Genomic DNA, 13,038 nt, shown 5'->3' on the forward strand with positions numbered 1-13,038 from the left:
GCGCTGACCCCTCCGCGCTGATCCCAACCGTCTGGGCTGCCTTACTGTCGGACCGCACTGATAGCTTGGCTTCATCAGCTCAACGGTCTGGGGGCACGGTGTTTTTTCTCGATTCTGAAGTTGCAGGGTACGAGCAGGATCTGGTGTTTTCCGCCAGCGACCTCGTCACGGCCTCCACTTGCGAGTACCAGTTGCTGCGCAAGTTGGATGAGAAGTTGGGCCTCTCCCAGAAGCCGGCGTTCGACGTCGACGAAATGCTGGAGCGGACCGCCGTGCTGGGCGACGTTCACGAGCACAGGGTGCTGGACCGTTTCGTGGCCGAGTTCGGCATCTGGGATCCGCTTGCGCACAGGGGCGTGTTCGACGTCGTTCCCGCCGAAGCGATGGACCGCGCCACCCTGCAAGCCAAGCATGCGGAATCCATCGAGGCGTTGCGATCCGGCGCGGACGTGGTCTTCCAAGCGGCATTCTTCGACGGCCAGTTTCACGGACGGTCCGATTTCCTCGTCAAACAGCCGGACGGCAGCTACGCGGTGTACGACACCAAGCTCGCCCGCCACGCCAAGGTCACTGCGCTGTTGCAGCTGGCTGCCTACGGAGAGCAGCTGCTCAAGGCGGGAATCACTCCGGCCCCGGATCTGACCCTTGTCCTCGGGGCCACCATCCAGCGCGACGCTGGCGTGCCGGACGGCCGGGCCGGCTTCGACTACGTGCATAGCAACCACCGGCTCGCCGATGTCCTGCCGGTATTCCGTGAACGCCGGGACCGCTTCCTTGCACTGACGGGCCCACACCGATCGCGGCTGGAGCCTATCCAATGGGGCGCGCCCGGGGTCACCGCATGCGGTCGCTGCGACTACTGCAAAGAGCAGGTGCGCCTCCACCGGGATCTGCTCATGGTGGCGGGCATGAGAATCACCCGGCGCAAGAAGCTCATGGAAAGCGGCATTTTCACCATCGACGCCCTTGCTGAGATGCCCGACGCCGCGGATGCCGCCACACGGCGCCTGCAGGAACAAGCCCGACTGCAAACTGGAACAGCCACAGCCGATGGCACCGTGAATTACACCGACAAGGCGGGCACCGCGAAGAGCATCAGCTATTCCGTTCTGGAGCCCAACTCCTTGGCCCGGCTCCCCCGGCCAGACGCAGGAGACATCTTCTTCGACTTCGAGGGAGACCCCCTGTGGCAAGACCCGGTAACCGGCCGTTGGGGACTGGAGTACTTGTTCGGGGTCATCGAAAATCCGACGGAGCCGGGCGGATCTCCGGTGTTCAAGCCGTTCTGGGCACATTCCCGGGCTGAAGAACGGCAGGCGTTCATCGAGTTCCTCGACTACGTGGAAGAACGCCGCATGAAGTATCCGGACATGCGGATCTACCACTATGCGGCCTACGAGAAAACCGCGCTGCGGAACCTGTCGGTCATCCACACTGTGGGCGAAGCCGCGGTAGACAATCTTCTCCGCGAAGGCGTGCTGGTGGACCTCTACGACACCGTTCGGCACAGCATCCGCATCTCCGAAGACTCCTACAGCATCAAGAAACTCGAGCCCTTGTATATGGGCAAGCATTTGCGTTCGGGCGACGTGACCGACGCCGGAGCCTCAGTAGTTGCCTACGCCAACTACTGCACGGCCCGGGACGCGAACCGCGAAGATGAAGCGGCAACGATCCTCGCGGGCATTTCCGACTACAACGAATACGACTGCCTCTCCACCCTGGAACTGCGGAATTGGCTGCTGGGCCTGGCAGCGGAACGCTCCATTGAACCCGGTTTTCCGGCCACTTCGGGACCCGAACTGCCCGCGGAGACCGAGCCGGACAAGTACGAGGCCGCGCCCGAGGAAACAGCCCTCCTCGACTACCTTGCGGATGTGCCGGACGATTCCCTCCGCTCCGACGACAACCGGGCGGTGGCCATGGTGGCGGCCGCAGTCGGCTTTCACCGGCGTGAGGACAAGCAATTCTGGTGGGGACACTTCGACCGCCTGGACCGGCCAGTCTCCGAATGGGAAGACACGAGGGACTGCTTCATCGTGGAAGGCGGCGAAGTGCTGCAGGACTGGGCAAAGCCAACTCCCCGTAGCAATCCGGCACGGAAGGTACGGCTGTTCGGACGCGCCGCCGACGGCTCCGGTTTCGCGCCCGGTAAGAAGTACTTCCGGATGTACGGGCCGCCACTCCCCGAGGCCTTCCTCGGCAAGAACGAAAGCGCTCTCGGCAGATCGGGAATGTCCGGCACGGAGGTGATCGAGGTCGGCGATCCCGACGACCTCGATGACCGCAGCACGCTTTCGGGGCCCGACGACGGCGCCTCGGATGTCGTGACCATTTCGGAGCGACTGCCCAAGGGTGCCGACGAATACTCGCAGCTTCCCATGGCCTTGATGCCCGACGCTCCAGTCAACACGGACGGGCAGAGGAAGGCCTTGAGCGAACTTGCCATCAAGGTTCGTTCCAGCCTGCCGTTCTGGCCGAAGGATCCGGCCCTGGACTTGTTGCGCCGGATCCCCCCGAGACTGGCCACGCTTCCGGAACTGCCCGCCGTCGGATCCGGCGACGATGCATACGTGGACGCCATCACCGCCGCTGTGTCGGATCTGGACCAGTCCTACCTAGCCGTGCAGGGGCCTCCCGGCACAGGCAAGACTTACGTTGGCTCGCACGTTGTCGCGCGGTTGGTGCGTGCGGGGTGGAAAGTAGGGGTTGTTGCACAGTCCCATGCGGTGGTGGAAAACATGCTCCATGCCGCGGTGAGGGCAGGGGTCGATACGGATGCCATCGCCAAGGAAATGAAGCACGACGACCCCGTTCCCTGGAGCCAGCACGCCAAGGACGACATTGAGCGGCTGCTTGGATCGCCGGGAGGCTGCTTGATCGGCGGCACGGCCTGGACCATGACCGGGCGGACCGTTTCCGCCGGTTCCCTGGACTTGCTGGTGATCGACGAAGCCGGTCAGTTCTCGCTCGCCAACACCCTCGCGGTGAGCCGGGCAACGAAGCGACTGCTGCTCCTCGGCGACCCGCAGCAACTTCCCCAAGTCACCCAGGGCAAGCACCCCGAACCGGTCGATGAGTCTGCCCTCGGCTGGCTGGCCCACGGCCTGCACACGCTGCCCGCGGAGCTCGGCTACTTCCTCGCGACATCGTGGCGCATGCACCCGGATCTGTGCGCTGCGGTGTCGGAGCTGTCCTACGATGGTCGCCTGCATTCAGCACCAGCTGCTTCCACGCGGCGGCTGTCCCGTGTCCCGGCCGGCGTCGAGTGTGTCTACGTCCCGCACAGCGGCAATTCCACGCAGTCTCCCGAAGAAGCTGCGGAGGTAGTCCGCCAAGTCAGGGCGCACCTTGGCCTGGCTTGGCTGGACCCACGGGAATCTGCCGAGGAGCGGCCGCTGCTTGAAAAGGACATCCTCGTGGTGGCTGCCTATAACGCCCAAGTGCAGCTCATCCAGCACGAACTGAGGGCGGCTGGACTCCGCGGCGTGCGGGTCGGGACCGTGGACAAGTTCCAGGGCCAGGAAGCCCCCGTGGTGATCGAGTCCATGGCTGCGTCTGCTGCCGCCGAGGTTCCGCGCGGCATGGAGTTCCTGCTCTCGCGCAACCGGATCAATGTGGCGGTGTCGCGCGGCCAGTGGCGGGCCGTCGTCGTGCGCTCACCGGAGCTGACCAACTATCTGCCGACACAGCCGGAAGGGCTAGAGCACCTGGGCGGTTTTGTGGGACTGTGCCAGCGCGGCCCCAACTGACTCGCATTAGTTGTCGTTATGACGGCTCAAAACGACAATAACTGCGAGCTAGTTGGGCAAGCCCAGCGCCTCGTCCAAGACCACCCCGAAGTTCGCGGCGTCGTGGGCGAAGCGGCCTAGGAAAAGTCCGGACACACCCCGCAATTCCGGCAGGAGCCCCGGTTTGGCGGAGCCACCGTAAATGATCGGCAGCCCCGCGAGGCCATGCTCGGCGAGCGATTCGCGGAGGTGAGCGACGACGTCGGACACGTAAGCCGCGCCGGCCGGCTCGGCAGCGCCGATGGCCCACACCGGTTCGTACGCAATAACCAAGCGGGCCGCCGCCGCCCAGTCCTCCCGGACGGCGGCAGAGATCTGCCGAAACACGAACGACGCCGACACCGCCGGATCGGCGACGGCTTCCTCGCCGACACACAGCAGCGGGGTCAACCCTGCTTCCACCGCGGCCCGGACCTTCAATGCGACTACGGCGTCGTCTTCGCCGAAGTGCCGGCGTCGTTCCGCGTGTCCGATCTCCACGAGGCGCACACCGAGCTCCGCCAGCAGCGACGGTGACACTTCACCCGTCCAAGGACCCTGAGCCCAGCCACAGTTCTGCGCACCCAGGAGTAGGGGAGAGCCCTCGAGTATCCGGGCAGCCTCGGGCAACACGGGGAACGACGGGATCACAAACGGGACCACCCGCCCGGCCACCAGGGCCGGACGGGCGTCCACTTCACCTCGCAGGTGCTCCAGCCAGGACAGGCTGTGCCGGTAGCCCATGTACATCTTGGTGCTGACCCCGATGTACAACGGTCTACTTGCCCAGGAGGTCGTCGGCCTTGTTCCTGAATGCCCGGGTGCCATACATCATGGCGGCCGCGAGGAAGGGCAGGATTCCGAGCGCATAGACCCCGGCAGATCCGGTGGGGTCTGCCGCGGCACTGTTGACCGCGGTCCGCAGAATCGGAGCCACGAAACCGCCCAGGTTGCCCAGCGAGTTGATCAGGCCGATGCCGGCCGCGGCTGCGGAACCGGCAAGGAATGCCGTGGGGTACGCCCAGACGACGGGCCCGACAGCGAGGAAGCTGCACACCGCTAGCGTGATGAAGATCAGTCCGAGCACCGGCTGGTGGTTGGTCCCGGCCCACGCCGAACCCAGGATGCACAGACCCGTCGAGACGAACAGCACCGTGCCGAACATGCGGCGCTTGGCGACAGTGTTGGCTGCCCGGCCGATCAGGTAGCAGGAGAAGATGCCGAAGAACCACGGAACCGCAATCAGGAGGCCGACGGCGAGGCCCACCTTCTGGCCTGTCAGCGAGGAAACCTGCTGCGGGAGGAAGAAGGTGACGCCGTAAACGGCGATCTGCAGGCAGAAGTAGATGAGGGTGAAGTACCAGACGCGACCGTTGCGCATCGCCGCAAACACGCCCCGCGGCCCGGTTTCATCCTTGACGGTGTCCTCCTGAGTCATGATCTCCTTGAGCGCGAACTTCTCGTCGACGTTGAGGAACTTGGCCTTCTCCGGGCCGTTGATCAGGAAGAAGAACGCCGCCACGCCAGCGAGCACGGCCAGGATGCCCTCGGTGAAGAACATGACCTGCCAGCCACGGACGCCCGGAAGCTGGTCGCCGATGTTGATGAGCCAACCCGAGAGCGGATTGCCGATCATCTGCGAGAACGGCTGGGCGAGGTAGAAGATCGCGAACATCTGCACGCGCACTTTGTTCGGGAACCACTCGGCCAGGTACATGATGACGCCCGGAAACAGGCCCGCCTCGGTCACGCCGAGAAGGAACCGCAGGATCACGAAGGACGTCTCACCCTGCACGAACGCAAAACAGGCCGAGACGATGCCCCACGTGATCGCGATACGGGCAAGCCAGATCTTCGCGCCGACCTTCTTGAGCAGCAGGTTGCTGGGGATTTCGAAGATCGCGTACCCGATGAAGAAAATACCGGCACCGAGCGCGAACGCCCCGGCCGAAACACCTTTGTCAGCGCCGAGGGCGGCTTCGGCGAAACCGACATTGGTGCGGTCGAGGAAGGAGACAACATAGAGGATGACCAGCATCGGCATGAGCCGGGTGGCAGCCTTGCGGATCGCCGATTTCAGGACCGGCGAATCCAGCATCTCCTTCGTGGATGAAGTGGCAAGGGACATCGAAACTCCTCGTTGAGTAATGACAGATGAGTAGTCAGGTTTCAGGCATTCGGGATTAGTGCATGTACAAGCCGCCGTCGACATTCAGCGTCTGGCCCGAGATGTAGCCGGAGTCTTCGCTGATGAGGAAGGCGATGGCGGCGGCGATGTCCCGGGTGGAGCCCACACGGTTCACCACGAGGTCCTTGGTGAGTTCGTCCTTGCGTTCCTGGCTGAGGGTGCCGCCCATGATGTCGGTGTCGATCGGGCCGGGAGAAATGGCGTTGACGGTGATGTCGTACTCCCCCAGTTCGCGGGCGGTGGCACGGGTCAGGCCGATGACTCCGGCTTTGGCCACCGAGTACGGGGTTTTGGAGAACGTCCCGCCGCCGCGCTGCGCGGAAACCGAGGAGATGTTCACGATGCGTCCGATGCGGTTCTTGACCATGGATTCGGCCACGCGGCGGGTGGCGTAGTGGACGCCGTTGAGGTTGATGTTCAGGACGCGGTTCCATTCGGCTGGCTCGAGTTCCAGATACGGGATCGGTGAGCTGACGCCGGCGACATTGGCGAGGGCTACGATCTGCGGCAACTCGGCTTCGAGGGTGTCGATCGCCGCGCGCACGGATGCTTCATCGGCCACGTTGGCACCGACGCCGTAGGCCTGTACGCCGTATTCGGCGGCGATTTCCTTGGCGGTGCTCTTGCAGAGGGCGTCGTCGAGGTCGATGATGCCGATGTTCCAGCCCTGCGCCGCCAAGTAGTTGACGGTTGCCCGGCCGATGCCGCGCTCGGAAACGGCGCCGGTGACAATCGCGGTGCGTTCTGCGGGGAAGGTGCTCATGGGTATTCTCCTGTGAATGTCGGGACTAGTTGATGGGTGCCGGGCCGAGCTCATCAATGAGCTTCTGCATGGCCACGTAGGCCTTGTTCCGGTAAGCGATGAGTTCGGGCGTGCGTTCCGCGGGGACGTTGAGGAACCCTGCCCCGGTCTTGGTCCCGAGCTTTCCTGCCTCCACGAGGTCGCTCAGGATCTTCGGGGTGGCGAAGCGTTCCGGGAATCCGGTCTGCAGGGATTTGTAGCAGAAGTCGTAGACGTCCAGTCCGGCCATGTCTGCGATGGCGAACGGACCAAAGAACGGCAAGCGGAAGCCGAACGTCGTACGGACCAGGGTGTCGACGTCGTCGGCTGTTGCGATCCCCTGCTCCACCAGCTGCGCGGCCTCGTGGAAAAGCGCGTATTGCAGCCGGTTGAGCACGAAACCGGTGACGTCCTTGACGACGGCGGTTTGTTTTCCGGCCGCGTGGACCAGTTCACGGGACGCGGCAACGGTCTCCGGCGTGGTGCCGGCGTGGGGAATGATCTCGACGCCGGGAATGAACGGCGACGGGTTGGAGAAGTGCACGCCCAGGAACCGCTCCGGACGCGCGACGGCCTCGGCGAGATCGGCGATGGAGATGGTGGAGGTGTTGGAGCCGATCAAGGCGTCAGGACGGGCGGCGGCGCTGATGCGGGCCAGGGTCTTGTGCTTGATGTCGAGGACCTCTGGGACGGCTTCTTCGATGAAGTCGGCGTCCGCCACGGCCTCTTCGATGTCCTTGGCCGCCCACAGATTGGCCTTCAGGATTGCCGTGGACCCTTCAGGAAAGAGGCCCGCGGCCACGAATTCGTCCGACTCCACGAGCAGGCGGTCGTAGTTCTTCTGCGCGATTTCCGCGGACACATCCGCCAATGCCACGCGTGCCCCGCCGAGGGCCAGGACCTGCGCGATCCCGCCGCCCATGTACCCGGAGCCGACGACGGCGATCTTCCGGGCCGCCGTCGTGGTGCTTGTTGATTCAGTCATGTCACACTGCCTTTGTGTAATCGGGCTCGTAGGAGCAAATGGCGTCCACCTTGGCGGCGGAAGATGATGTTTCGTCGAAGTGGTGGCCCAGCCATTCGTCCACCAGTTTCTTGGCCAGTTCCAAGCCAATCACCCGCTGTCCCATGGTCAGGACCTGGGCGTTGTTGCTCAGGACCGAGCGCTCAACGGAGTAGCTGTCGTGCGCGGTGACGGCACGGATTCCGGGAACTTTATTGGCCGCGATGGCCACGCCAAGGCCCGTGCCGCAGATCAAGAGGGCACGGTCTGCTTCGCCCTCGGCAACTTTGCGCGCCGCGTCCACGGCAACGTGCGGGTAGGCGGTGGAGTCGTTGACGCCGACGCCAACATCCTGAACGGACGCCACCCGGGGATCGGCCTCGAGCAGCGCCATGAGCGCCTGCTTGTATTCCACGCCGGCTTCGTCATTGCCGACGACAATCCGCCAGCCCTCTGAGGTGGTCATGCTTGAACTCCGTTTCCTGCCGGGAGCGCCGGCTGTGAACCGCCCAGCTGCGCATCGATATGTTGTGAGATCCTTGCCGTGATCAGCCCGAAGGAGACCGCGCCAGGATCAGGGTGGCCCAGGCTCTTCTCGGCGAGCGGACGCGCCCGGCCCTTGAGCGGACGCAAACGAGCCGTCTCAGCTGCCGCGGACTCGGCCGCCGCAGCAGCAGCCGCAAGGGCCCGGTCAACCGGGGCTCCGGCGTCGAACTCTGTGAGGAACGCGTCCCGGTACGGCAGCAGCGCGTCCACCATGGTCTTGTCGCCAGGTTCGGCTTTGCCGAGCTCCGTGATCGCGTCCACAAAGCCCGTGACGGCGGCCGCCGCGTCTTCGCCCGAGTAACCCGCCTTGTTGCCGAGCGCCTGCCCGGCCGCAATGATCGCTGAGCCCCACAGGGCGCCCGAGGTACCGCCGGCGCGTTCGCTCCAGGCCTCCCCCGCTGCCGTCAGGATCCGCCCGACCGAGGCCCCGATTGCCGTCTCGGCTGCGGTGAAAGCCGCCTCCACGCCGCGTCGCATGCCGATGCCGTGGTCGCCGTCGCCGGCAATCGCGTCCAGCTTGCCGAGTTCTCCTTCATGCTCGACGACGACGTCCCGCACCTGGGCGAGCACGGCCACGGCCTGCCGCCCGAGTTCGGCAGCAGCTTCGGTGGGCTGCTCGACGTCGGACTCGTCCACCGCGGTGACGCTCGCTTGGTTGCGGGGCGGGCGGGGCGCGAGGTTGCCCTTGCGGAAGGCGGGGGTGTCCGCGGGTGCAGCCCAATACTGCTCGAGCTCCTCGTCCAGCCACAGCAGCGTCAGCGAAAGACCGGACATGTCCAGGCTTGTCACGAGCTCGCCGCACCCGGGTTCCACCACCGTGAGTCCTGCTTTGCCGAGGAGCTTGTCGATCTTGCCGAAGAGCAGAAAGAGTTCGTCGTACTTGACCGTGCCGAGGCCGTTGACGATGGCCACCACGCGGTTTCCGGCGTCGTCGGGCTTGTCGTTGAGGAGCTTGGAGACGAGAAGTTCGGCGAGCTCGGACGCCGTGGGCATTTTGTGCTCGGAAATGCCCGGCTCGCCGTGGATGCCCAGGCCGAGGGACATCTGGCCGGCCGGAACGTGGAACAGCGGGTCCGAGGCGCCCGGAAGGGTGCAACCGTCGAAGGCCACGCCCAGCGAGCGTGTGCGGTAGTTCGTTTTGATCGCCAAGCGCTCGACGGCGTCGAGGTCCAGTCCCGCTTCGGCCGCGGCGCCGGCGATCTTGAAGACCGTGAGGTCGCCCGCGATTCCCCGCCGCTTTTCGATCTGGTCCAACGGAGCGCTGGCGATGTCGTCGGTAACAGTCACGGTGCGGGTCTCGATGCCTTCGGCGTTGAGCCGCAACTGGGCTTGGCCGAAGTGCAGCACGTCTCCTGCGTAGTTGCCGTAGCTGAGCAGGACTCCGCCCCCGGCGTTGGCTGCTTTGGCGACCCGATATACCTGGCCCGCCGCCGGGGAAGCAAACATGTTGCCGCACGCCGAGGCGGTTGCCAGGCCTGGTCCGACCAGTCCTGCGAAAGCGGGGTAGTGCCCGGAGCCGCCGCCCACCACCAAGGCGACCTGCCCGGTTGGGACTTCGGTGGACCGGACCACTCCGCCGTCCACCCGGGCAACATAGCCGCGGTTGGCGGCGACGAATCCGTCCAGCGCATCGTCCGCAAAGTCTGCGGGATTGTCGAAGATCCTTGTCATGGTTCTAGACGCCAGCCAGTTGGGAGGCTACTGGTTGGGTGGACCCGGACTCGGTCCGACCGGAAGGCTGCTGCCGGCCCTGGGCGACCTGGCTCTGGCCGAGGACGTAGTTCTCGGTCTTCGGAAGGACCTGGCGCCGGAGGTATTCCTGGTTGCTCGCCGTGACGCTGAGCCCGTCGCCGCCATAGTGCTCGGTGCACAGGATGCCCTGGAAGCCCACCGAGAGCGCGAGCTTGAAGGCTTCGCGGTAGTTGATAAGGCCGCTCTCCATGGGCGCAGGCATGGTGATGTAGCTGTCGCGGGCCACGTCTTCGTCGCGGATGTAGTTCTTCATGTGCCAGTAGTTGGAGTACGGCAAGGTCTTGGCCACCATCTCGCGCCAGTCCTCGATGGGACGGTGGAGGCGGATCAGGTTGCCGAGGTCCGGGTTGAGGCCTACGTTGGCGAGCCCGATGTCCTGGACCAGCTGGACCGAGGAATCGGCAGTGCCGAGGTAGGTGTCCTCGTACATTTCGAGGGATAGGAGGATGCCGGCTTCCGCGGCGTGCTCACCGAGTTCCCGCAAGCGTGTGACCGCGTTGCCCCAGGCGTCCTTGTCCCCGACCGGATCCTTGTAGCCCTCCACCGTCCAGAACCACAGCTGCTTTTGCTGCTCGGCGGTGATGGCCTGGTGGAGTCCGAAGGAAACAACCTCGCAGCCTAGTTCGGCTGCGGCGTCGATGGTTCGGTGGCTGTACGCCAGGTTCTCGGCCCAGTCGCGGGCGTGGATGACGCTGCGGCGGATGGCCGAGATGACCGGGATGCCAATGCCAACGTGCTCTGCGGTCTGTTTGAACTCGGCGAGGCGTTCCTTACTGAGGTCCCCCGGGCGGACCCAGCTGTCCGTGAGGTCTGCGTTGGCGAAACCTGCGTCCTTGACTTCCTGCAGAACCTCGGCCCAAGAGGATGCGTCGGCGTCGTTGATGTGCTGTCCCGTGGCGTCAGTGCCGGGGAACTGGAGCAGGGCCGCGGTGATGGGCCAGGTTTCGGCGGTGTAAGCCATAGTTTTCACTCCTTCGTGGAATCCTGTTTCCTATAGGATTTACTATCTAAGCAAGACTGTCAACATATTTATTTGGACTTCCGCGGGCTGGCCCCGACCTTCCCGCCCCCGCGCCGCGCGTCATCGAAGATCCTATATGTCTTACATATGTTTGTGAAGAGGGTCAGCGCTCCAGCGCACGTTTGAGTGGCCTAGGAAAGCGACTTGCCGCCGCGCAGGGCCGAGGCAAAGGCGGCCACCAGGCACGCGGCAATGGCAAAGGCGAACGCCACGGCCAGTCCTTCGGCGAACGGGCCGGAAATCAGGCTCGGGAAGAAGGAGCGGCCGGTCAGGAAGGCCGCGTCCTTGGCCGGGAGGGCGCTCAGCACTTTCGGTCCGAGGAGTGTCTGCACGGGGTTGTAGCCCAGCAAGGAGGAGAACAGCACAGACACCGGCGGCAATTGGGCGACCTTTGCGGCGTCGGCGGCAGCCACCCCGTGTGCCGTCAGCCCTGAGGTCAGAGTCTGCGGCAGCGTCCTCGCCAGCCCGGTGATCATGAGCCAAAAGAAAATACCGATGGAGAGCACCATGGCCGAGTTTTGGAACGTTGTGCTCATGCCTGCGCCCACGCCGCGGCGGTTGGGCGGCAGCGCGTTCATGATGCCGGCCCGGTTGGGCGCGGCGAACAATCCCATGCCCAGGCCGTTGACCAACAATGCCAGCGAGAAGGGCAAGTAGGTGAAGTTCACAGGCAGCACCAGCAACCACAGGAAGCTGGCCGCTGCCACCACCATGCCCAAAGTGGCCAGCAACCTGGCCCCGTGTCGGTCGGATAGCCAGCCGGAGACCGGGCCAGCGATCAGGAACCCCGCGGTAAGGGGCAGCATGTAGATCCCGGCCCAGAGCGGCGTGGTTTCAAAGCTGTAACCGTGCTGGGGCAGCCAGATCCCTTGCAACCATATGATCAGGATGAACATCAGGCCGCCCCGGCCGATCCCGGACATCAGGGAGGCCAGGTTTCCGGCGGTGAAGGCACGGATACGGAACAGTGCCAGATGGAACATCGGCTCTTCAATCCTCATCTCCACCCAGCAGAACACTGCCAGCACCGCGGCGCCTCCTATCAGCTCTGCGAGCACCCATGGGTTGGTCCAGCCCATGGTGTTCCCGCCGTACGGCTGGATGCCGTAAGTGATGCCTACCAGCACGGCGACCAGACCCACCGCGAACGTTGCGTTGCCCCACCAGTCCAGTTTCGCGGGCTGCCTGATCCCCGTGTCATGCAGGCTCAGGTAGGCCCAGACGGTGCCCGCCAGCCCCACCGGCACGGAGACAAGGAACACCAACCTCCAGTCCAGCGGACCCAGCAGCCCGCCGATGATCAGGCCCAGGAAAGACCCTGCGATGCCGGCCACCTGGTTCAGGCCCAATGCCAGACCGCGCTGGTCGATCTCGAAGACGTCGGTGATGATGGCCGTGGAATTGGCCATCAACATGGCGCCGCCGACGCCCTGCAGGACCCGCATGATGATCAGCCAGAGAACGCCCGCGGTGCCGGAAAGCCAGGTGAGGGACAACAGTATGGAGAACACGGTGAAGATGCCGAAGCCGGCGTTGTACATTTTCACCCTGCCGTGCATATCGCCGAGCCGGCCAAAGGTCACCACCAACACCGCCGTGACCACCATGTAGCCCATGACCAGCCACAACAGCATGCTCGTGTTGCCCGGGGCCAACGGTTCGACCTGGATGCCACGGAATATGTCAGGCAGGGCGATCAGCATGATGGAGGAATTGATGGTCGCCATCAGCACGCCCAGCGTGGCGTTGATCAGGACTATCCACTTGTAGTGCGGGCTGGCAATCGCGCGCTCCATGCGGGCCTGGCGTTTGCCCCTGGCGATTTGGGTCTTTGTTGCCATCACAACCACCCCTTCCGGCCCGGGGCCGCTTCGGGATTGTTACTTCACTAAAAACCCTAAACCCGGGGGTGGCACGGGGAACCTCCCGGTGGCGACAACTTTGCCCGTGGTTCTGTTCCTCCCGGGCCGCCGGGTG

Annotated in this window: 9 protein-coding genes; 1 reads left to right on the forward strand and 8 read right to left on the reverse strand. The window is 64.6% G+C overall.

Features of this window, described 5'->3' with window-relative positions:
• The first annotated feature begins 98 nt into the window (after positions 1-98).
• Complete coding sequence (locus tag QRN59_RS04315) at positions 99-3,752, forward strand: TM0106 family RecB-like putative nuclease (RefSeq protein WP_284981273.1); 3,654 nt, start codon at positions 99-101, stop codon at positions 3,750-3,752.
• A gap of 48 nt (positions 3,753-3,800) precedes the next feature.
• Here the strand turns inward: QRN59_RS04315 and QRN59_RS04320 are convergent, their stop codons facing one another.
• From QRN59_RS04320 to QRN59_RS04355, 8 genes are all read right to left on the reverse strand, one after another.
• Positions 3,801-4,598 (reverse strand): triose-phosphate isomerase family protein, encoded by a 798-nt coding sequence (locus tag QRN59_RS04320; RefSeq protein ID WP_284981274.1) that lies wholly within the window; start codon positions 4,596-4,598, stop codon positions 3,801-3,803.
• Positions 4,549-5,898 (reverse strand): MFS transporter, encoded by a 1,350-nt coding sequence (locus QRN59_RS04325; protein WP_284981275.1) that lies wholly within the window; start codon positions 5,896-5,898, stop codon positions 4,549-4,551. The genes QRN59_RS04320 and QRN59_RS04325 overlap by 50 nt, the downstream gene beginning before the upstream one ends.
• Before the next feature lie 55 nt (positions 5,899-5,953).
• On the reverse strand, positions 5,954-6,721 hold the full coding sequence (locus tag QRN59_RS04330; protein ID WP_284981276.1) for an SDR family NAD(P)-dependent oxidoreductase: 768 nt from the start codon (positions 6,719-6,721) through the stop codon (positions 5,954-5,956).
• 25 nt (positions 6,722-6,746) lie between these two features.
• On the reverse strand, positions 6,747-7,724 hold the full coding sequence (locus QRN59_RS04335; protein ID WP_284981277.1) for a 3-hydroxyacyl-CoA dehydrogenase family protein: 978 nt from the start codon (positions 7,722-7,724) through the stop codon (positions 6,747-6,749).
• A 1-nt stretch (position 7,725) separates the two neighbouring features.
• Entirely contained in the window at positions 7,726-8,208 is a 483-nt protein-coding gene (locus tag QRN59_RS04340; protein WP_284981278.1) for a ribose-5-phosphate isomerase, read from the reverse strand.
• Positions 8,205-9,959 (reverse strand): dihydroxyacetone kinase subunit DhaL, encoded by a 1,755-nt coding sequence (gene dhaL, locus QRN59_RS04345; protein ID WP_284981279.1) that lies wholly within the window; start codon positions 9,957-9,959, stop codon positions 8,205-8,207. The genes QRN59_RS04340 and dhaL overlap by 4 nt, the downstream gene beginning before the upstream one ends.
• Before the next feature lie 4 nt (positions 9,960-9,963).
• The gene (locus tag QRN59_RS04350) at positions 9,964-11,001 is read right to left on the reverse strand and encodes a sugar phosphate isomerase/epimerase family protein (protein ID WP_284981280.1); all 1,038 of its coding nucleotides are present in this window, start codon (positions 10,999-11,001) and stop codon (positions 9,964-9,966) included.
• A 191-nt stretch (positions 11,002-11,192) separates the two neighbouring features.
• The gene (locus tag QRN59_RS04355) at positions 11,193-12,902 is read right to left on the reverse strand and encodes an MFS transporter (RefSeq protein ID WP_284981281.1); all 1,710 of its coding nucleotides are present in this window, start codon (positions 12,900-12,902) and stop codon (positions 11,193-11,195) included.
• Positions 12,903-13,038: the final 136 nt, after the last annotated feature.

Origin of the sequence: Arthrobacter sp. efr-133-TYG-118 (genome assembly GCF_030209755.1) — a bacterium.
Lineage (GTDB): Bacteria > Actinomycetota > Actinomycetes > Actinomycetales > Micrococcaceae > Arthrobacter.

Excerpts from the sequence above, each read along its gene's own strand:
- QRN59_RS04325 (WP_284981275.1), bottom strand. The coding sequence starts at position 5,898 with ATGTCCCTTGCCACTTCATCCACGAAGGAGATGCTGGATTCGCCGGTC.
- QRN59_RS04340 (WP_284981278.1), bottom strand. The coding sequence starts at position 8,208 with ATGACCACCTCAGAGGGCTGGCGGATTGTCGTCGGCAATGACGAAGCC.
- QRN59_RS04330 (WP_284981276.1), bottom strand. The coding sequence starts at position 6,721 with ATGAGCACCTTCCCCGCAGAACGCACCGCGATTGTCACCGGCGCCGTT.
- QRN59_RS04350 (WP_284981280.1), bottom strand. The coding sequence starts at position 11,001 with ATGGCTTACACCGCCGAAACCTGGCCCATCACCGCGGCCCTGCTCCAG.
- QRN59_RS04335 (WP_284981277.1), bottom strand. The coding sequence starts at position 7,724 with ATGACTGAATCAACAAGCACCACGACGGCGGCCCGGAAGATCGCCGTC.
- QRN59_RS04320 (WP_284981274.1), bottom strand. The coding sequence starts at position 4,598 with ATGGCACCCGGGCATTCAGGAACAAGGCCGACGACCTCCTGGGCAAGT.
- QRN59_RS04355 (WP_284981281.1), bottom strand. The coding sequence starts at position 12,902 with ATGGCAACAAAGACCCAAATCGCCAGGGGCAAACGCCAGGCCCGCATG.
- dhaL (WP_284981279.1), bottom strand. The coding sequence starts at position 9,959 with ATGACAAGGATCTTCGACAATCCCGCAGACTTTGCGGACGATGCGCTG.